At 67.8% G+C, this 17,662-nt stretch carries 20 protein-coding genes and 1 tRNA gene; 12 read left to right on the top strand and 9 right to left on the bottom strand.

Annotated elements, in window-relative coordinates; all coding sequences use genetic code 11:
- Positions 1–114: 114 nt before the first annotated feature.
- Together AB3K92_RS26840 and AB3K92_RS26835 are read left to right on the top strand one after the other, a co-directional pair.
- Positions 115–726: a chromate transporter gene (locus tag AB3K92_RS26840; protein ID WP_369466179.1), complete on the top strand. Its 612-nt coding sequence runs from the start codon at positions 115–117 to the stop codon at positions 724–726.
- Positions 723–1,265 carry a chromate transporter gene (locus AB3K92_RS26835; RefSeq protein ID WP_059678066.1) on the top strand — a complete coding sequence of 181 codons (543 nt, stop codon included), beginning with the start codon at positions 723–725 and terminating at the stop codon, positions 1,263–1,265. Before AB3K92_RS26840 ends, AB3K92_RS26835 begins: the two co-directional genes overlap by 4 nt.
- An 83-nt stretch (positions 1,266–1,348) precedes the next feature.
- On the opposite strand, the gene scpB is transcribed toward AB3K92_RS26835, so the two are convergent.
- The 3 genes from scpB to AB3K92_RS26820 all read right to left on the bottom strand — a co-directional run bounded on the left by scpB (position 1,349) and on the right by AB3K92_RS26820 (position 4,762).
- On the bottom strand, positions 1,349–2,158 hold the full coding sequence (scpB, locus tag AB3K92_RS26830; protein ID WP_021157068.1) for a methylmalonyl-CoA decarboxylase: 810 nt from the start codon (positions 2,156–2,158) through the stop codon (positions 1,349–1,351).
- Positions 2,155–3,378 carry a CaiB/BaiF CoA-transferase family protein gene (locus AB3K92_RS26825; protein WP_059498400.1) on the bottom strand — a complete coding sequence of 408 codons (1,224 nt, stop codon included), beginning with the start codon at positions 3,376–3,378 and terminating at the stop codon, positions 2,155–2,157. The genes scpB and AB3K92_RS26825 overlap by 4 nt, the downstream gene beginning before the upstream one ends.
- Before the next feature lie 61 nt (positions 3,379–3,439).
- The gene (locus tag AB3K92_RS26820) at positions 3,440–4,762 is read right to left on the bottom strand and encodes an MFS transporter (RefSeq protein WP_021157066.1); all 1,323 of its coding nucleotides are present in this window, start codon (positions 4,760–4,762) and stop codon (positions 3,440–3,442) included.
- 170 nt (positions 4,763–4,932) lie between these two features.
- Between AB3K92_RS26820 and AB3K92_RS26815 the strand changes: the two genes are divergently transcribed.
- From AB3K92_RS26815 to AB3K92_RS26805, 3 genes are all read left to right on the top strand, one after another.
- Entirely contained in the window at positions 4,933–5,862 is a 930-nt protein-coding gene (locus AB3K92_RS26815) for a LysR substrate-binding domain-containing protein (RefSeq protein ID WP_021157065.1), read from the top strand.
- Between the two features lie 123 nt (positions 5,863–5,985).
- Entirely contained in the window at positions 5,986–6,327 is a 342-nt protein-coding gene (locus AB3K92_RS26810) for a multidrug efflux SMR transporter (protein WP_021157064.1), read from the top strand.
- Positions 6,328–6,450: 123 nt separating this feature from the next.
- Positions 6,451–7,077, top strand: a complete 627-nt coding sequence (locus AB3K92_RS26805; protein ID WP_369466177.1) for a LysE/ArgO family amino acid transporter — start codon at positions 6,451–6,453, stop codon at positions 7,075–7,077.
- A gap of 11 nt (positions 7,078–7,088) precedes the next feature.
- Here AB3K92_RS26805 and AB3K92_RS26800 read toward each other — a convergent pair whose 3' ends face one another.
- The 3 genes from AB3K92_RS26800 to AB3K92_RS26790 form a co-directional block, all read right to left on the bottom strand.
- Positions 7,089–8,249 (bottom strand): enolase C-terminal domain-like protein, encoded by a 1,161-nt coding sequence (locus AB3K92_RS26800; protein WP_369466176.1) that lies wholly within the window; start codon positions 8,247–8,249, stop codon positions 7,089–7,091.
- Positions 8,250–8,621: 372 nt separating this feature from the next.
- A complete protein-coding gene (locus AB3K92_RS26795) occupies positions 8,622–8,966 on the bottom strand; it encodes a cupin domain-containing protein (protein WP_318826548.1) in 345 nt (114 codons plus the stop codon).
- An 89-nt stretch (positions 8,967–9,055) separates the two neighbouring features.
- Complete coding sequence (locus tag AB3K92_RS26790; protein ID WP_369466175.1) at positions 9,056–9,865, bottom strand: Imm72 family immunity protein; 810 nt, start codon at positions 9,863–9,865, stop codon at positions 9,056–9,058.
- A gap of 76 nt (positions 9,866–9,941) precedes the next feature.
- On the opposite strand from AB3K92_RS26790, the gene AB3K92_RS26785 reads away from it, so the two are divergent.
- Both AB3K92_RS26785 and trmB read left to right on the top strand, forming a co-directional pair.
- Positions 9,942–10,016 (top strand) — tRNA-Gly (locus AB3K92_RS26785).
- Between the two features lie 133 nt (positions 10,017–10,149).
- Positions 10,150–10,917 carry a tRNA (guanosine(46)-N7)-methyltransferase TrmB gene (gene trmB / locus AB3K92_RS26780; protein ID WP_369466174.1) on the top strand — a complete coding sequence of 256 codons (768 nt, stop codon included), beginning with the start codon at positions 10,150–10,152 and terminating at the stop codon, positions 10,915–10,917.
- A gap of 110 nt (positions 10,918–11,027) precedes the next feature.
- Here the strand turns inward: trmB and AB3K92_RS26775 are convergent, their stop codons facing one another.
- The 3 genes from AB3K92_RS26775 to AB3K92_RS26765 form a co-directional block, all read right to left on the bottom strand.
- Positions 11,028–11,858 carry an undecaprenyl-diphosphate phosphatase gene (locus AB3K92_RS26775; protein WP_021157057.1) on the bottom strand — a complete coding sequence of 277 codons (831 nt, stop codon included), beginning with the start codon at positions 11,856–11,858 and terminating at the stop codon, positions 11,028–11,030.
- Positions 11,859–11,939: 81 nt separating this feature from the next.
- Positions 11,940–12,521, bottom strand: a complete 582-nt coding sequence (locus AB3K92_RS26770; RefSeq protein WP_021157056.1) for a DUF1439 domain-containing protein — start codon at positions 12,519–12,521, stop codon at positions 11,940–11,942.
- Positions 12,518–12,832: a YkgJ family cysteine cluster protein gene (locus tag AB3K92_RS26765; RefSeq protein WP_369466170.1), complete on the bottom strand. Its 315-nt coding sequence runs from the start codon at positions 12,830–12,832 to the stop codon at positions 12,518–12,520. The genes AB3K92_RS26770 and AB3K92_RS26765 overlap by 4 nt, the downstream gene beginning before the upstream one ends.
- 172 nt (positions 12,833–13,004) lie before the next feature.
- Between AB3K92_RS26765 and hemN the strand changes: the two genes are divergently transcribed.
- The 5 genes from hemN (at position 13,005) to urtA (ending at position 17,562) form a co-directional block, all read left to right on the top strand.
- Positions 13,005–14,396 (top strand): oxygen-independent coproporphyrinogen III oxidase, encoded by a 1,392-nt coding sequence (hemN, locus tag AB3K92_RS26760; RefSeq protein ID WP_027788157.1) that lies wholly within the window; start codon positions 13,005–13,007, stop codon positions 14,394–14,396.
- A gap of 70 nt (positions 14,397–14,466) precedes the next feature.
- A complete protein-coding gene (locus AB3K92_RS26755; RefSeq protein WP_369466167.1) occupies positions 14,467–14,724 on the top strand; it encodes a hypothetical protein in 258 nt (85 codons plus the stop codon).
- A gap of 104 nt (positions 14,725–14,828) precedes the next feature.
- Complete coding sequence (locus AB3K92_RS26750) at positions 14,829–15,485, top strand: protein-L-isoaspartate O-methyltransferase (RefSeq protein ID WP_369466165.1); 657 nt, start codon at positions 14,829–14,831, stop codon at positions 15,483–15,485.
- Between the two features lie 14 nt (positions 15,486–15,499).
- Complete coding sequence (locus tag AB3K92_RS26745; protein WP_059485281.1) at positions 15,500–15,823, top strand: rhodanese-like domain-containing protein; 324 nt, start codon at positions 15,500–15,502, stop codon at positions 15,821–15,823.
- Positions 15,824–16,254: 431 nt separating this feature from the next.
- Positions 16,255–17,562, top strand: coding sequence for an urea ABC transporter substrate-binding protein (gene urtA, locus AB3K92_RS26740; protein WP_021157051.1), 1,308 nt, complete (start codon positions 16,255–16,257; stop codon positions 17,560–17,562).
- The last annotated feature ends 100 nt before the right edge of the window (positions 17,563–17,662 follow it).

Here is a 17,662-nt window from a genome sequence, read left to right as displayed (position 1 = left end):
CCATCGAATTACCTGCGTGCTTTCATCACGCCAACACCTCGCCGATGTCAGCGTGCTGACAGCGTCCGCTTGCTAACATGGGCGCCCACCCCATCGCCACGCACTGCACGCCCGATGCCCCCGCCCTCCGCCACCTCCCCGTCGGCGCCGCCCGCAGGCGACGCGCCGTCGCCCGGCGTCCTCGCACTGTTCATTGCGTTCTCGCAGATCGGCCTGACCAGCTTCGGCGGCGGGCTCAGCGGCCGGATGATGCGCGACTTCGTGTACGAGCGCCGCTGGCTCGACGAGGAGGCATTTCTCAACGGCCTCGCGCTGTCGCAGGCGCTGCCGGGCGTCAACGTGAAGAACCTCGCGATCTGGATCGGCTACCGGCTCGCCGGATGGCGCGGCGCCGTGGCCGGCTTCACCGGCATCATCGCGCCGCCGGCCGTGCTGATCGTGTTGTTCGGCATCGCGTTCTCGACCCTCACGCGCTTTCCGCTCACGCATGTCGCGCTCGCCGGCGCGGCGGCCGCGGCGATCGGGCTGTCGATCTCGATGGCGATCACCGCCGTGCGTCGGTTGCCGCGCCGCGCGCTGCCGTTCGCGGTGACGGCGCTCACCTTCGTGTCGGTTGCGGTGCTGCACTGGCCGCTGGTGTGGACCGTGCTGGCCGGCGGCACGCTGAGCGTCGCGCTCGAATACCGCCGCGCAGCCGCCACACCGGCCGGGCGCGACACACGATGACCGCATCGCAACGCTACGCCGCGCTGGTCGGCGTATTCGCGCCGCTGTCGATCGCGACGATCGGCGGCGGGCAGGCGATCATCGCCGACATCCAGCGGCAGGTGGTCGACGTGCATCACTGGATGACCGCCACGCAATTCGTGAACGATTTCGCGATCGCGCGAATGGCGCCGGGCCCCGGCTCGCTGCTGGCGACGCTGATCGGCTGGCAGGTGGCCGGTTTCTGGGGCGCGGTGATCGCGACGCTCGCGCTGTTCGGCCCGACGGCGTTCCTGATCTACGGCGTCGCGCATCTGTGGCGGCGGCACCAGGGCGCGCGCTGGCAGATCGCGCTCGAGGGCGGCCTGCGCCCGGTCGCGGCCGGCATGATCCTCGCGTCGGTGTGGGTGCTGCTGCAGGCGCTCGACGGCGGCTGGGCCGCGCGCGCGATCGCGGTCGCGTCGACGCTGTGCGTGATGTATACGCGCGTCCATGCGCTGTTGTTGATCGCCATCGGCGCGCTGCTGCTCGTCGGCGTGCACGCGATCGGCGGCGCGTAACGCACGCCGCCTCGCGCCGCGGAACCGCTCGCGCACGTGAACGCAGCGGGCCTGTTCACGCCGATAGCGGGCTTGCGCCGGCCCTACGCGCCGCGAAACACCGGCGCGCGCCGCTCCGCAAACGCGCGCAGCCCTTCGTCGAAGTCCTCGCCTTCGCACGCGTGCCGGCGCAACTCGGCGATCCGTTCGAACGCGTCGGCCGGCAACGGCCGCGCATCCTGCAGCACGCGCAACTGCTCCTTCACCGCGTGCACGGCAAGCGGCGCCTTCGCGGCGATCGTGCGCGCGACGTCGAGTGCCGCCTCGTCGACACCGCCTGCTTCCGCCAGCCGGTTCACGAGCCCGTGATGCGCGGCGCGTTCCGCATCGAGCGGCTGCGCGCAGAAGAACATCTCCTTCAGCACGTGGATCGGCAGGTTGTCGTGGAAGCGCAGCAGGCCGCTCGTCGAATACGGCAGGCCGATGTTCGCGGGCGTCATCGCAAAACGCGCATCGCGCGCCGCGACCACCAGGTCGCAGCTCATCACGAGATCGACCGCCCCGCCCCACGCCGAACCCGACACCGCCGCGATCACCGCGCCCGGATAAGTCCGCACGCGCCGCAGCGCCCGTTCGAGCGGCTTGCCGTACGCGAGCGGATCGCGATCGTCGGCCAGCTCGCGCAGATCGTGCCCCGCGCTCCACACGTCGCCGCTGCCGTCGTTCGACAGGATCACGACGGGCGGAGGACGGTGTTCGGCCAGCGCATCGAGGCGCGCGACGAGCGCATCGAGCAACGGCGCGTCGAGCGCATGCCGTCGCGCCGGATTCGCGAACCGCACGCGCGCGATCCGTTCGCCGACCATGTCGACCGTCACGCGCGACGCGCCATCGTGTTTCGTCGTGTCGCTCATTGCACGGCCTCCGCCACCGCTTCCGCCTGGAAGATCGCACGCCCGGCCAGCAGCGTGTCGATCGCGTCGTCGTCGTAGCCCGCTTCGCGCAGCACGTCGACCGTATGCTCGCCGAGCAGCGGCGGCGCATGGCGCGTGCGCGGCGCCGGCACCGCGTCCCCCATCCCGCCAAGCGGCGTGACGACCTGGCGCAGCGTGCCGAGCGTCGGATGCGCGACCGGTTCGACCAGCCCGCAATGCGCGAGCTGCGGATCGTCGAACACTTCGTCGAGCGTGTTGATCGGCCCCGCCGGCAGCCCGGCGTCGACGAATCGTTGCGTCCATTCGCGCTTGCCGCGCGTGCGCAACCGGCCTTCGAGCAGCGCTTTCAGTTCGTCACGGTGCGCGACACGCGCATCGTTGGTCGCGAAGCGCGGATCGTCCGGCAGTTCGGGCAGATCCAGCAACTGGCACAGCCGCAGCCACATGTCGGTCGTGATCGGCGCAAGGTTGAGCGGCCCGTCGGCCGTCTCGAACACGCCGTACGGCGCGATCACCGCATGCGCATTGCCGGTGCGGCGCGGCACGTCGCCGAGGCTCAGGTAGCGTTGCCCGTGCACGCTCAGCAGCGACACGAGGCTTTCGAGCAGCGACGTGCCGACATGCTGCCCGCGCCCCGTGCGCTCGCGCTCGAACAGCGCCGCCATCACGCCGGTCGCGACCCACATCCCCGAGCTGAGATCGCCGATCGCGGTGCCCGTGCGGGTCGGCTCGCCGTCGGGAAAACCGGTGAGGCTCATCAGCCCCGTGTAGCCCTGCGCGATCTGGTCGAAGCCCGGCCAGTCGCGCAACGGGCCGCGCGGGCCGAACGCGGTGACGCTGCCCATCACGAGCCGCGGGTCGCGCGCGCTCAGCGCGGCGTAACCGAGCCCCATCGCGTCCATCGTGCCGGCCTTGAAATTCTCGATCACGACGTCGGCCTGCCCGATCAGCCGGCGCACGACGTCGAGGCCGGCCGGCTGCCGGAAATCCACGCAGATGCCGCGCTTGTTGCGGTTGCAGGACAGGTAGTACGTGCTCACGCCGCGATCGAACGGCCCCCACGCGCGGCTCATGTCGCCGTGCGGCCCCGACTCGACCTTGATCACGTCGGCGCCGAGATCGGCGAGCACCATCGAGCAGAACGGCCCCGACAGCGCGCGGCTCAGATCGACGACCCTGATTCCTTGTAATGCCTGCATTCCGGACTCCTGATATTGATGACTGGGTGTGGCTTGTTTCCGAACGATCGCGGCGCACCGCTCATTCGGGCAGCGTCTGATGGCGCGTTTCGACCGCGAACGGCAGGATCAGGATGCCGAGCCCGAACGCGGCCGCGGTCCATGCGACCGGCACGCCGAGCGATCCGTAACCGTGAATCGCGGCGCCGAGCAGGAAGTTCACGCCTGCGCCGATGAAGCGGCCGACCGACGCGTTGAACGCGAACGCGGTGGCACGCACGCGTGTCGGGTACTGCTCCGGCAGCCACAACGAGAAGATCGCGAAATTGCCGCCGAAGAAACCGAGAAACGCGAGCGACACCATGAACGCCGCGAGCCCGTTCGGCTGGTAGAACGCCCAGCCGAACGCGAACACGATCGAACCGGCCATGCCCGCGAAATACACACCGAGCGCCGTGCGCCGGCCAAGCCGTTCGGAGAGCCACGGCGCAACCAGGCAGCCGGCGATCGTCGCGCACGACAGGATCGCCGCGCCGATCGACGCGAGCCGCAGCGCGCCGATGTGATCGATGCCCGCACGCGCCGCCAGCGTCGTGACCGCGCTCGCCTCGTACACGGAGCCGGCCCACAGCCCGACGATCGCGACGCCGACCAGGCTCGCGCTCGTCAGCGTGCGGCGCAGGAAGGCCGGCGCGAAGATCTCGCGCAGCGGATGCGCGCGCCGCGCGTCGGCCACGTCGCCGTCGCGTGCGTCGTGCCGGCGCCACTGGCCGGGCTCCTTCACGCGCATCACGGTGAACACCGCGAGCAGCGCGGGCGCGAGCCCGCACAGGAACATCGCGCGCCACCCGTAGGTCGCGCCGATCGTGTAGTTCAGGCACGCCGCGATGAAGAAGCCGAAGTAGTAGCCCGTCTGCAGGTAGCCGGCGCCCATCTTGCGGCGATCTTCCGGCCAGCTCTCGGCCACGTAGGTGCCCGCGAGCGCCCATTCGCCGCCGACGCCGATCCCGGCGATCAAACGGCACGCGGCCAGTGCCCACACGTCGTGCACGAACGCGGCCGCGCCGGTGAACACCGAATAGATCAGGATGCTCGCGGCGAGCGTGCGCACGCGGCCGAAGCGGTCGGCGAGCGGCCCCCAGATGAACGACAGCCCCCAGCCGATCAGGAACAGCGCGAACAGGATCGAGCCGTACATCCCGAGATTCGCGGGCGTCGCCGCGATGCCGGACGCCGGCAGCAGTTCGGTCAGCGCGGGTATCAGCACGAGCGCGTAGATCACCGAATCCACGCCGTCGAGCACCCAGCCCGCATACACGGCCCAGAAGCCCTTGACCTGCTCGCGCGTGAGCGGCGTGCGCCGCGGCTTCGCGCCGGCCGCCGGCGCGTCGATCGCCTTGAACATCTTCGTCTCCTTGCCGGCGGGGCCGGCGCTTTTGCCGCGTCCGGTCCGGGATGGCCGGCAGGCTGGCTCTTGTGTGAGACGAGTATAGAAACCCCATCGATCGGGGAAAAATATGATATTCATCTTGCTCGATCGGATTGGCTTATGACTTGAATCGGGAGGCGGCGGCGATGGACTTGAGGCAGTTGCGCTATTTCGTGAAGGTCGTCGAATGCGGCAACGTCACGCATGCGAGCGAGGCGCTGCATGTCGCGCAGCCGGCGGTGAGCCAGCAGATGCGCAATCTCGAACAGGATCTCGGGATGCAGTTGCTCGAACGCAGCGTGCGCGGCGTCGCGCCGACCGCCGCCGGCCGCACGCTGTACCGGCATGCGCTCGAACTGCTGCGCCAGGCCGACGGCACGCGCGAGCTGCTGCGCCGCGACGCCGACACGCCGCAGGGCCGCGTGACGGTCGGGATGCCGTCGAGCACCGCGCGCGTGCTGGCCATTCCGCTCGCCCGCGCGGTGCGTGACCGCTACCCGGGCATCATGCTGGAACTGATCGAGGCGCCGAGCGCCGATCTCGACACGCTGCTCGAACGCGCACGGCTCGATCTCGCGATCGTCGTCGACGCGGTCGAGACGCGCGGCATCGCGATCCACCGGCTGCTGACGGAAACGCTGTACCTGATCACGTGGCCCGAATTCCCGGTGCCGGACGATCCCGTGCCGCTCGATGCGATCGCACGGATGCCGCTCGTCCTGCCGAGCGCGCCGAACACGATCCGCAACCGTGTCGAATGGGCAATGCGCGAGGCCGGGCTGTCGTACGAGATCGGCTTCGAGGCGAGTTCGACCGGGCTGCTGTTCGCTGCCGTGATGGCGCAGCTCGGCGTGACGATCCTGCCGTGGACGGCCGCGCACGTCGAGATCGAGGAACGCAAGCTCAAGCTGTCGACGGTCGCGCACCGTCTGTTCGCGCGCGACCTGTCGCTGTGCTGGCACGATACGGCGCTCGTCAGCAACGCGGTGCAGAAGGTGAAAGCCGAGATCGTCCGGCTGTTCGACACGCTCGGGCAGCGACCGGAGTGGGCGGCCGGCAACACCGACCGCGCATGACTGGCGCGGCGCATGCCTTGTATTGCCCTTCCGCGCGTACTAAGCTGCTTTCGTTCTGGGTACCGCTGACACCTCCACTTCTCCTCGCCGCTCGGTATAAGCGTCGGGGGAAGGAGGCCGTTCGTGTCCCCGCTCCAGTCTGCCTGGCTTCTGCTGGGCGTCAGTGTCCTCGCCGAAGTGCTCGGCTCCGTCGGCCTCAAATACTCGGCCGGCTTTTCCCGCCCGCTCCCGTCCGCGCTCACCGTCGTCTGTTATGCGTGCGCCGTCTGGCTGATGGCGCTCGCGACGAAGCGGCTCGAAATGGGGCTCGCGTACGCGAGCTGGGCCGCCGCCAGCACCGCGGCCACGGCCGTGATCGGCATCGTCTGCTTCGACGAATCGGTGTCGTCGCTGAAGCTCGCCGGCATCGCGCTGACCGTTTGTGCGCTCGTCGCGCTCAACCTCGGCGAGGCGGCGACGCACTGACCGGTGGCGGGCCGGTCGTCGACGCATGGGCGCCAGGGGCATTGACAACGCCCCCGCGCGGCCCTTAACGTTTCGTTCATCGTAACCATCACCGGTTCAGCTTAAGAGGTTGTCGGCCCGCTCGTGCTCGACACCTCTGCCTTCATCGAAGGCCTGCTGCTTGGCGCCGGCCTGTTCACGTCGGTCGGCCCCAAGGACGCCTTCGTCATCAAGCGCTCGATCTCGAGCCCCCATCTCTTCTCCATCGCCCTCGTCTGCGCAGGCAGCGACGCGCTGCTGATCGCGCTCGGCGCGCAGGGGTTGTCTGCACTGCTGTCACGGCATCCCGGTGTGGTATCGGCCGCGCTGTGGGCCGGTATCGCCTATCTCGCCGGTTATGGCCTGCTCGCGCTGCGCTCGGCAATCCGGCGGCGGCGGCCGGAGCACGTCGACGACTCACACGCGCGCCACGCCCCTGCGCTGTCGCGCACGCTGCTCGCGACGGCCGCGGTGTCGCTGCTCAATCCGTATGCGTGGATCGATACCGTGCTGCTGCTCGGCACCGTGATCGTGAGTCACGCGCCCGCCGAACGCGCGCCGTTCGCGTTCGGCGCGATGGCGGCTTCGCTCGCGTGGTTCCTGATACTCGCCTATGGCGCACGCGCGTGCCGCGCGTGGTTTGCCCGTACGCTGGCGTGGCGCGTGCTCGATTTGTTCGTCGCGGCGATGATGCTCGGCTTCGCGATGCGTTTCGCGATCCACGCACTTTAGCGCTTTGGGTATCAGCGGCCCGATACCGCGCGAAACGCGCGATGCGCGCCGGCATGCCGCTCGAAACCGATGCCTGGTGCCTGCGGCGTGCGCGCGAAACCTGCGTCGACGGTTGCGCCATCGGCGAGCCCGCTGAACGGATCGAACGCGAACGGATTGACTTCCGCACCGCCGAGCCCGAGCGCAGCGACGACGTGCAGCGAGAACAGGTGGCCGCCATGTGGCCAGAACGCGTCGCGCCGCCAGCCGCGCGATGCGAAGTGCTCGACGATCTGCAGGTATCCCGGCAGCCCGTAGCAATGCACGGGGTCGAACACCAGCACGTCGCGGTCGGGACGCAGGCCGCCGTAGCGGTCGAGCAGCTTCGCTTCCGCGAGCGAGAACAGCGCTTCGCCGGCCGCGATCGGCGGCGCGTAGCGCGTGGCGACGTCCGCCTGGAGCGGCAGGTCGAGCGGATCGCAGATGTCCTCGAACCACCAGAGGCCGAACGGCTCGAGCATCGCGACGGCAATATCGACGGTCGTCGCGTCGTACGTGTTCATCGCGTCGACCGCGAGATGCGAACTGTCCGCCAACTGCGTGGCGGCCGCTTCGATGCGCCTGCTGTCCTGAGCGACGTCCGCGCCACCGATCTTGATCTTCGCGTGCGTGTAGCCAAGGTCGGCAATGCGGCGCATCTCGTCCGACAGGCGCGCGAGATCGTCGTGCGGATAACGATAACCACCGCCCGCGTACACACGCACGCGCGGTGCCGCCGTGCGTCCAAGCCGGTCGGCCAGAAAGCGATTGAGCGGCAGGTCGGCGATTTTCGCGGCGGCGTCCCAGATCGCCATGTCGAGCGCGCCGATCGCCACGCAGCGTTCGCCGTGTCCGCCGGGCTTTTCGCCGGCCATCATCGCGCGCCACGCGCGGAACGGGTCGAGGTTCGTGCCGGCTTCGTCGGCGAGCGCGTCGGCGGCGGCCAGCAGGCGCGGCGCGAACCGTTCGCGGATCAGGCCCCCCTGCGCGAAGCGACCGACCGATGCGTAGCCGTAGCCCGTCACGGGGCGGCCGCCACGCACGACGTCGGTGGTGAGCGCGACGACGCTCGTTGTCAGGCCGCCGGATGGAATGGCCAGGTCGGCATAGCGGGAGACGGGAATCGTGCGTTCGCGGATGTCGGTGATACGCATGGTCGGGATTCCGGGGGTGGCGACCGGCGCAAGCGAACGACGTACGCGATGCGACCGGAACGGTGGGCGGATCGCTGCATCATAGGGGTTTGGGCGATGACGCGCAGGCCGGCGCGGCGATCGCCTTTTCGAATCGGCCACGCGCACCGCCTGGACGGAATGCGCCGGTGTGTGCCGGCTTGAACGAGTACGCGGTCGACCGTGTCGCCGGCCCCGGCGATTTGACCGCGCCCCGCGATACGAATGCCCCGGCCCACCACGTACACCGCATCGACCACGCTGTCGCGCGAAAACGTGCGGTCGCCCGGAGGGCGCGAACCTCGAAGGTATCCGGACGACGACGGTATGCGTGGCTCGAATCTACCGGCCCGCTCAGGCGAAGACGAAGTACTTGCGCACCATCTCCACCACTTCCCAGGTCCCTTTCATGCCGGGTTCGATCACGAAGACGTCGCCGGCTTTCAGGTGCACCGACTCCTCGCCTTCCGGTGTGATGATGCAGTAGCCATCGAGGAAGTGGCAGTACTCCCATTTCTCGTAGTTCACCTCGAACTTGCCCGGCGTGCAGATCCAGGTACCCATGATCTTGCTGCCGTCCTTGGAGAGGTACGCGTTGAGGTTCACGGTGTGCGGATCGCCGCCGATACGCTTCCACTTGGTCGCGTCAAGGACCGGCGTCGGGCAGGTTTCGCGCAAAACGGTGATGAAATCGGACATGTCAGCTCCAGACTAACGTTCGTGTAAGAGGCTTGTCACGTTAGTGCGAAAGCGTGGTCGGGACTTGCATGCTTCCGACACCGACTCGTCTATTTTCGACACCGGCCTGCGGGGAAGCGCAGGGCGGCGCGTTTCGTTCGGCGTTGGCGCTGCGGTGCCGTCTGACGATGCGGTCGGGCTTTGTCAGTAACCGGTGCGCGGACAAGGCTCTCCGGGCAGGCCCTGTAGCGTCGGTCAGGCGACAGGCTTGGGGCAGTAAGTTTCCCCTCCGCCGGAATGCTGCCATCCCGGTAACGCTCGTCTTCCCACAGCAGCCGCCAGTGCACCTCATGCTCGTCGTTCGTACCTTCCAACAGGTACTTGTGGGCAACACTGCCTTTGAGGAAGTAGCTCGGACAGCCCACCTTGCCGAACGGAAACCACGGCTCCCAGATACCCTCGACAGGAATCTCCTGGTCGCTGCAAACCTCGCCGCTTGCGGATTCGTTCTTCGGCGGACAGGGAGGAAGCGATGCAGGATAGGTGCGACCGGGTGGCCAATATCGCCATGCAGGAAGGGGCGCGTTTTCGAACATGGATTCATAAGTCCAGTGCTCGAATACGCGGGTCCCGCCATCCGCACGTGTTCCGTATGCAAGCATCCCGGTATAAGCGAATCCGACCGTGCACTTGAGCGCGTAGCAAATCAATCTCTCGATCCACACCCCCTCCGCGAACCCAGTGGCATACACCGGGTCCGAAAAGTTGGTGTCCTTCAGTCCCAGTGAATGAAAGAAAGGATCGCATTTACGACCGATTTCAAGCGCACTCCGTCCAAACAACAGGTCGCAGCCTGGACAGTAGATCCCGTGAATACGAGGGCTCACCCGCCACTGCGCGCGACGCCAACGGTCCGGCATCGAACCCTGTCAGTTGCTCTGCGCCGAACCTCCCGCTTGCCATCCCGACCCGAACCCCTGTAGAATCACGCGTTCTGCGGGCGTCGTATAATGGCCATTACCTCAGCTTCCCAAGCTGATGACGTGGGTTCGATTCCCATCGCCCGCTCCACTTTCCGGCTGCATCGCAGCCTACGCAAAAGCCGCCTCGTCGAAGGCGGCTTTTTTGTACCATGTGCCGGTTCACCCGGCGCACTGCTGCGCGCAACGGGCCCTCGCCCGCAACCGAGCCTTTCTCTGTACCGATGATGCACGACGATCCGAACGAAGCCGGCCTGCCGCCGCACGACGACGCCATTCCCGACGAAGCCGCCGAAGGCGCCGACGCCGTCAATCCGCTGCACCACCGCCGCATCCGCAGCTTCGTGACGCGCGCCGGCCGCGTGTCGACCGGCCAGCGCCGCGCGCTCGACGAACTCGGCCCGCGCTTCGTGGTGCCGTATGCGCCGGAGCTGCCCGACTGGAATGCGGTGTTCGGCCGCAGCGCGGCGCGCATCCTCGAGATCGGCTTCGGGATGGGCGCATCGACCGCGGAAATCGCCGCGAACCGCCCCGGCGACGACTTCCTCGGCGTCGAAGTGCACGAGCCGGGCGTCGGCGCGCTGCTGAAGCTGATCGGCGAGCAGGATCTGCCGAACATCCGCATCATCCAGCACGACGCGGTCGAGGTGCTCGAGCACATGCTTGCGCCGGAAAGTCTCGACGGCGTGCACATCTTCTTCCCCGACCCGTGGCACAAGGCGCGCCACCACAAGCGCCGGCTGATCCAGCCGCCGCTCGTCGCGCATCTCGCGTCGCGCCTGAAGCCCGGCGCATACATTCACTGCGCGACCGACTGGCAGAACTACGCCGAGCAGATGCTGGAAGTGCTCGGCGCGGAACCAACGCTCGAAAACACCGCCGCCGACTACGCACCGCGCCCCGACTACCGCCCGGTCACGAAGTTCGAACGGCGCGGGCTGCGCCTCGGCCACGGCGTGTGGGACCTGGTGTTCCGCAAGCGCGCCGGCTGAGCCTTCCCGCTGCGGCGGCGCAGGCCGCCCGGATCCGGATAAAAAAAGCCCGATCGGTTATCTGCCGATCGGGCTTTTCTCATTGGAGGCGCGCCCGCCTCCGTGCCGCGTCACGCCCAGTTCAGCCAGCCGCTGTATCCGACCAGCAGCACGAACAGCCCGAACGCGATCCGGTACCACGCGAACACCGTGAAATCGTGCGTCGCGACGTAGCGCAGCAGCCAGCGCACGCAAACGAACGCACTGACGAACGCGGCGACGAGGCCAAGCGCGAACAGGCCGAGCGAATCGACGGTGAACGCCTGCCAGTCCTTGACGGTTTCATAGAGCGTCGCGCCGAAGATGATCGGAATCGCGAGGAAGAACGAGAATTCGGTGGCGACGCGCCGGTCGAGACCGAACAGCATCCCGCCGATGATCGTCGAGCCCGAGCGCGACATGCCGGGAATCAGCGCGAAACACTGCGCGATGCCGACCTTGAGCGCATCGAGCGGCGTCAGCGCGTCGACCGACACCACACGCGGCGGCTCGCTGCGTTCGCGCTGCCGCGCCTCGGCCCACAGGATGATCGCCCCGCCCACGACGAGCGCGAACGCGACGGGTACCGGCGAGAACAGCACCGCCTTGATCTTCTTCTCGAGCAGGAGGCCGAGTGCGATCGCGGGAATCGTCGCGATCACGACGTTCAGCGTGAAGCGCCGCGCATCGGGCCGGCTGGGCAGCCCGGATACGATGGACGCGATCCGTTGCCGGTATTCCCAGCAGACGGCGAGAATCGCCCCGAACTGGATCACGACGTCGAAAGTCTTCGCGTGCGAATCGTTGAAATTCAGGAAGCTGCCCGCGACGATCAGGTGACCGGTGCTCGACACCGGCAGGAATTCCGTCAGCCCCTCGACGACGCCGAGGATCAAAGCCTTGCAGATCAGGATCCAGTCCATCCGTGGCCCAACTCCGAAATGGTCGAATGAATGGGCCACTCTTCCACGCGCGGCCCCCCTCCGGCCGGGCGCGGTTCGTCGTCACTTTTCGACGATCGCCACGCGTATGCCGTTTGTAAGAATCGTAATTGTACCGGGTTCGTAGTTCACCCCGGCAAATTGCAGCTGTTCGGGCTTGAACGTGTAGATCGGATAGTTGGTCAGCAACTGCGTCGCGAGCAGGCCCGCGGCCGCGCCGACCTGTTGTGCGTACATCTGCGCGTCGCCGTCGAGCGCGAGGCTGTCGACGGCCGGCGACTTCAGCACCACCGAACGGCTCGGTGCGTCGTAAGCAAGCTGGCCCGACACGGTGAACTTGCCGCTGACCGGCGCGCGCAGGAACGGGCTCGCGAAATGCGCGTCGAGCTGCACGGCGACGCGGTTCTGGTCGGGCAGCAGGTTGACGGCCGGGTTCGCGAGCGACACGTCGACGACCTGCGCGACCGTCTTCTGGTACGGGAACTTGCGGGCGACGGCCTTCTGCACGTCGCCGCGCGAGAACGTGTAGTGATCGGGGATGAACGGGAAGGTCGACGCGCACGCGGCGAGCGACAGCGTCACGCCGATGGCGCCGACGGTTGCGGCGAGGAAACGGCGCCGGCCGGGCGCGCAAGGTGCGGTCATGCTGAACACTCTCCTGGTTGCGACGGCCGCGTCGCGGCCTCGAGACGCGTGAGCCACGCGAGCGCGTCGTCGCGCGCCGCGCCGCACATGTCCGCGGCCGGCTGCAGCCCGGAACAGCACGCGGGCCGCTCGGGGCGGCCGAAGATCCGGCAGCGCAGGTCGTCGCCGAGCTGCACGCAGCGCACACCGGCCGGCTTGCCGTCGGGCATGCCCGGAATCGGGCTGGAAATCGACGGCGCGATGCAGCACGCGCCGCAGCCCTCGCGGCACGCATGCGGCGGCGGGACATCAGGCGCCGGGCGGACAGGCATTTCGACGGACACTCGGCTCTCTCGAACGAACAACAAAAAACGGTGCGGCAACCGGACGCGGTGCCGGCAGCCCCACCCCGCATTGTGCCATCGCCGGCTGCGACGTTATTACACAATGCAGCTCAATCGCGCGTTTATATACTCGAAAGCATCTAAAAAGCGCGAGACCATCATGCGTTCCGGTTCTGCCGACTCAATGTTCCGTCCCGATTTGCTCGCGAAATACGGCGCGAACGGGCCGCGCTATACGTCGTACCCCACCGCGCTGCAGTTCCGCGACGATTTCGACCCGGCCGACTACCTGCGCGCGGCGAGCGACCCCGGCGCCTCGTCGAGCGAGCTGTCGCTGTACTTCCACATCCCATTCTGCAACACCGCGTGCTTCTACTGCGGCTGCAACAAGATCGCGACCAACAACCGCCGCCGCGCACGCCCGTATCTCGAGCAGCTCAAGCGCGAGATGGCGCTGCAGGCCGCGCTGTTCGATCCCGCACGCCCGGTCACGCAGCTGCACTGGGGCGGCGGCACGCCCACCTTCCTGTCCGACGACGAAACGGCCGAGCTGATGGCGGCCACGCGCGAGCACTTCGCGCTCGCGCCGGATGCCGACGCCGAATTTTCGATCGAGATCGATCCGCGCACGGTCACGCCCGCCACGCTCGTCCACCTGCGCAATATCGGCTTCAACCGGCTGAGCCTCGGCGTGCAGGATTTCGACCCGGCCGTGCAACAGGCGATCAACCGTGTCCAGCCGCGCGCGATGACGGCCGACCTGCTCTCCGCCGCGCGCACGACGGGGTTTCATTCGGTGAGCGTCGACCTGATCTACGGGCTGCCGCACCAGACCGTTGCCGTCTTCGCGCGCACGCTGGAAACGATCATCGAACTCGCGCCCGACCGGCTGTCGGTGTTCGGCTACGCGCACATGCCGCACCTGTTCAAGATGCAGCGGCAGATCGACGATGCGACGCTGCCGCCGCCGGAAACGCGCATCGCGCTGCTCGGCCTCGCGATCGACATGCTGACGTCGGCCGGCTACGTGTACATCGGGATGGATCACTTCGCGCGGCCGTCCGACGAACTCGTGCGCGCGCAGCGCAACGGCACGCTGCAACGCAATTTCCAGGGCTACAGCACGCGCGCGGATACCGACCTCGTCGGTTTCGGCGTGTCGTCGATCGGCAAGGTCGGCGACGTCTACGCGCAGAACGCGAAGGACCTGCCCGCCTACGGCGCCGCGCTCGACGCGGGCCGGCTGCCGATCGCGCGCGGCGTGCGGCTCACGCCCGACGACCGGCTGCGCCGCGACGTGATCACGCAGCTGATGTGCAACCTCGAACTGCCGTTCTCGCATGTCGAGGCCGCACACGGCATCCGCTTCGCCGATCATTTCGCGCGCGAACTCGACGCGCTGCGCCCGTTCGAGCGCGACGGGCTGCTGACGATCGCGGGCGACCGCCTGACGATCCATCCGGCCGGCCGGATGGTCGTGCGCAACATCGCGATGGCGTTCGACGCGTACCTCGGGCAAACGCAGCAGCAGCGGTATTCACGCACGGTCTAGGGTCGGCCGGGCGCATGCGGGCGGCCGGTTTGATACAGTGTGGGGCTTACGCCCCGCCAGAATCCGCACGATGCGCACCACCAAAGCGACCCACGCGGTCGAACGCCTGAAGACCCGCTCCGGCAACCCGCATTTCGCGGCCGTCGCAATGGCGGGCGGCCTGTTCTATCTCGTCGACCGCTCGGGCGGCACCGCCGAGAAGCGCTGCGAACCGCTGCCGCTCGACGCGTTCGTCAAGTTCGTCGACGAATTCGGCCCCAAAAAGCCGCGCAAGGCGAGCAAGCTCGACCTCGCCTTCGAGGCGCAGATCAAGAAGAGCAAGGGGTAAAGGTCTGTTGCAGGCCGCCTGAAGGGCTCGCGGCCGCCCCGTTTGGTACAATCACGAAGTTTCTCTATCCCCGCTGATGGCCGACCAGGCTGCGTGACCACACCATGAATATCGAAAACGCGCGTTTCAACATGATCGAACAACAGATCCGGCCGTGGGACGTGCTGGATCTCGACGTCCTGGGCCTGCTGTCGATCGTCAAGCGTGAAAACTACGTTCCGGCCGAATACCGCGATCTCGCGTTCGCCGACCTCGAACTGCCGCTGCCGGGCGGCACCAGCAAGATGCTGTTCCCGCGCGTCGAAGCGCGCGTGCTGCAGGAGCTGGCCGTCAAGAAGCACGAGAACGTGCTCGTGATCGGCGCCGGTTCGGGCTATCTGGCCGCGCTGTTCGCGCATCGCGCCCGGCACGTGACGGCCGTCGAGATCGATCCGGCCATCGCGAAGTTCGCGGAAGACAACCTGCGCAACGACGGCGTGACCAACGCGGAAGTCGTCCTCGGCGACGGTTCGCGCGGCTGGGCCGGCAAGGCGCCGTACGACGTGATCTGCGTCGCGGGCGGCCTGCCCGTCGTGCCGCAGGAAATGCTCGAGCAACTGAAGGTCGGCGGCCGCCTGTCGGCATTCGTCGGCGGCCGTCCGGTGATGAAGGTGCAGATCATCACGCGCATCGACGACAAGCAGTACCGCGTCGCCGACGTGTTCGAAACCTACATCGACCACCTCGTCAACGCGATCGAGCCGTCGCGCTTCAAGTTCTGAGCAGCGGAGCCTCCATGCAGATCCTGACCGCCGCGATGCTCGCGGAATGGCTCGGCGACAACGCGCGCCCCGCGCCGGTCGTGCTCGACGTGCGCGAACCGTGGGAAATCGCAACCGCGCACATCGCCGGCAGCGTGTCGATCCCGATGCAGCAGATTCCCGCGCGCAGCGAAGAGCTCGACGACGAAGCGGAAATCGTCTGCGTGTGCCATCACGGGATGCGCAGCGCGCAGGTCGCGATGTTCCTCGAGTCGCGCGGCTTCACGAAGCTGTACAACCTGCAAGGCGGGATCGACGCGTGGTCGCGCGACGTCGATCCGTCCGTCCCGCGCTACTGATCCCGCCGGTGGCGCATCGCGCGCCGCCGCACCGGCCGGCACATCGCCGCCGGTCATACCGACCCGCCGAACGGGCGCGCATGGCGCGCCCGTTTTTCTTTCCCGCTCCGGTTCGTCTCGGCGTCGTCTGACCTGCGACGGTACCGCGCCGCCCCACCCCGCTTGGCGTGAAGTCATGGTGCACGACCGTTCCCGCACCGCACGCAGGCACCGGAACGGGGAACCCCGACCGTGCACCATTTCCGCCCGCGACCCTGCACCGCGACGGACCCCGCATGCTGCACGACGCGTCATGTGCCCCGTCCCGGCGCCCCGCCCTGCCCCGCGCAGGCACGCCGGGCGTGCATCCGCACGACTGGCACATGCCTTGCGTTATCTGTTGGCCGACGCCGTCAAGGCGCACGCATATCCAACACGTCAAGGGGAACCCGATGAAACGTCGCAGTCTGTTGAAGTTCGGTTCGATGGCCGGCGCGCTTGCGCTCGCGGGCAAGAGCCCGTTCGCGCACGCGGCCGATGCGGGCACCGGCCCGATCAAGGTCGGCATCCTGCACTCGCTATCGGGCACGATGGCGATCTCGGAGACGTCGCTGAAGGACACCGCGCTGATGACGATCGCCGACATCAACAAGAGCGGCGGCGTGATGGGCCGCAAGCTCGAGCCCGTGGTGGTCGATCCCGCATCGAACTGGCCGCTGTTCGCCGAGAAGGCGCGCCAGCTGCTCACGCAGGACAAGGTCGCGTGCGTGTTCGGCTGCTGGACGTCGGTGTCGCGCAAGTCGGTGCTGCCGGTGTTCGAGGAGCTGAACGGGCTGCTCTACTACCCGGTGCAGTACGAAGGCGAGGAAATGTCGCGCAACGTGTTCTATACGGGCGCGGCGCCGAACCAGCAGGCGATCCCGGCCGTCGAGTACCTGATGGGCGCGGAAGGCGGCAGCGCGAAGCGCTTCTTCCTGCTCGGCACCGATTACGTGTATCCGCGCACGACCAACAAGATCCTGCGCGCGTTCCTGAAATCGAAGGGCGTGAAGGACGCCGACATTCAGGAGGTCTACACGCCGTTCGGCCACAGCGATTACCAGACCATCGTCGCGAACATCAAGAACTTCTCGCAGGGCGGCAAGACGACCGTGATCTCGACGATCAACGGCGACTCGAACGTGCCGTTCTACAAGGAGCTCGGCAACCAGGGGATCAAGGCGACCGACGTGCCGGTCGTCGCGTTCTCGGTCGGCGAGGAGGAACTGCGCGGGATCGACACGAAGCCGCTCGTCGGCCACCTCGCCGCGTGGAATTACTTCATGTCGGTGAAGAACCCGACCAACACGAAGTTCAAGGACCAGTTCGCCGCCTGGGTGAAGGCGAACAACCTGCCGGGCGGCGCGAAGCGCGTGACCAACGACCCGATGGAGGCGACCTATGTGGGCATCCACATGTGGAAGCAGGCCGTCGAGAAGGCGAAGAGCACCGACGTCGACAAGGTGCGTGTCGCGATGATCGGCCAGACGGTCGCCGCGCCGTCGGGCTTCACGCTCGCGATGGACGGCAACCATCACCTGCACAAGCCGGTGATGATCGGCGAGATCCGCGGCGACGGGCAGTTCAACGTCGTGTGGAAGACGAAGACGGCCGTGCGCGCGCAGCCGTGGAGCCCGTACATCGCGGGTAACCAGGGCAAGCCGGACATCGTCACGTCGATCCCGGCGTTCCTGCGCCGGCAGCGCACGGCGCTCGCCTGACGCGACGCGGGGCGTCGCGCACCGGCGCGATGCTCCGCCCGCTTGCAGGCGCCGATGCCCCGGGCGCGCTTGCCGACGCACCGCAAGCGCCCGCGCATCG

This window comes from Burkholderia sp. Bmkn7 (assembly GCF_041103175.1).
Lineage (GTDB): Bacteria > Pseudomonadota > Gammaproteobacteria > Burkholderiales > Burkholderiaceae > Burkholderia > Burkholderia cepacia.
The sequence above is the reverse complement of the archived record's forward strand: the minus strand, read 5'-3'. Positions and strand labels throughout refer to the sequence as shown.

What these genes read in the sequence shown, in the direction of transcription:
- AB3K92_RS26840 (WP_369466179.1), top strand. Translation starts at nt 115, where the DNA reads ATGCCCCCGCCCTCCGCCACCTCCCCGTCGGCGCCGCCCGCAGGCGAC.
- AB3K92_RS26835 (WP_059678066.1), top strand. Translation starts at nt 723, where the DNA reads ATGACCGCATCGCAACGCTACGCCGCGCTGGTCGGCGTATTCGCGCCG.
- scpB (WP_021157068.1), bottom strand. Translation starts at nt 2,158, where the DNA reads ATGAGCGACACGACGAAACACGATGGCGCGTCGCGCGTGACGGTCGAC.
- AB3K92_RS26825 (WP_059498400.1), bottom strand. Translation starts at nt 3,378, where the DNA reads ATGCAGGCATTACAAGGAATCAGGGTCGTCGATCTGAGCCGCGCGCTG.
- AB3K92_RS26820 (WP_021157066.1), bottom strand. Translation starts at nt 4,762, where the DNA reads ATGTTCAAGGCGATCGACGCGCCGGCGGCCGGCGCGAAGCCGCGGCGC.
- AB3K92_RS26815 (WP_021157065.1), top strand. Translation starts at nt 4,933, where the DNA reads ATGGACTTGAGGCAGTTGCGCTATTTCGTGAAGGTCGTCGAATGCGGC.
- AB3K92_RS26800 (WP_369466176.1), bottom strand. Translation starts at nt 8,249, where the DNA reads ATGCGTATCACCGACATCCGCGAACGCACGATTCCCGTCTCCCGCTAT.
- AB3K92_RS26795 (WP_318826548.1), bottom strand. Translation starts at nt 8,966, where the DNA reads ATGTCCGATTTCATCACCGTTTTGCGCGAAACCTGCCCGACGCCGGTC.
- AB3K92_RS26790 (WP_369466175.1), bottom strand. Translation starts at nt 9,865, where the DNA reads ATGCCGGACCGTTGGCGTCGCGCGCAGTGGCGGGTGAGCCCTCGTATT.
- trmB (WP_369466174.1), top strand. Translation starts at nt 10,150, where the DNA reads ATGATGCACGACGATCCGAACGAAGCCGGCCTGCCGCCGCACGACGAC.
- AB3K92_RS26775 (WP_021157057.1), bottom strand. Translation starts at nt 11,858, where the DNA reads ATGGACTGGATCCTGATCTGCAAGGCTTTGATCCTCGGCGTCGTCGAG.
- AB3K92_RS26770 (WP_021157056.1), bottom strand. Translation starts at nt 12,521, where the DNA reads ATGACCGCACCTTGCGCGCCCGGCCGGCGCCGTTTCCTCGCCGCAACC.
- AB3K92_RS26765 (WP_369466170.1), bottom strand. Translation starts at nt 12,832, where the DNA reads ATGCCTGTCCGCCCGGCGCCTGATGTCCCGCCGCCGCATGCGTGCCGC.
- hemN (WP_027788157.1), top strand. Translation starts at nt 13,005, where the DNA reads ATGCGTTCCGGTTCTGCCGACTCAATGTTCCGTCCCGATTTGCTCGCG.
- AB3K92_RS26755 (WP_369466167.1), top strand. Translation starts at nt 14,467, where the DNA reads ATGCGCACCACCAAAGCGACCCACGCGGTCGAACGCCTGAAGACCCGC.
- AB3K92_RS26750 (WP_369466165.1), top strand. Translation starts at nt 14,829, where the DNA reads ATGAATATCGAAAACGCGCGTTTCAACATGATCGAACAACAGATCCGG.
- AB3K92_RS26745 (WP_059485281.1), top strand. Translation starts at nt 15,500, where the DNA reads ATGCAGATCCTGACCGCCGCGATGCTCGCGGAATGGCTCGGCGACAAC.
- urtA (WP_021157051.1), top strand. Translation starts at nt 16,255, where the DNA reads ATGAAACGTCGCAGTCTGTTGAAGTTCGGTTCGATGGCCGGCGCGCTT.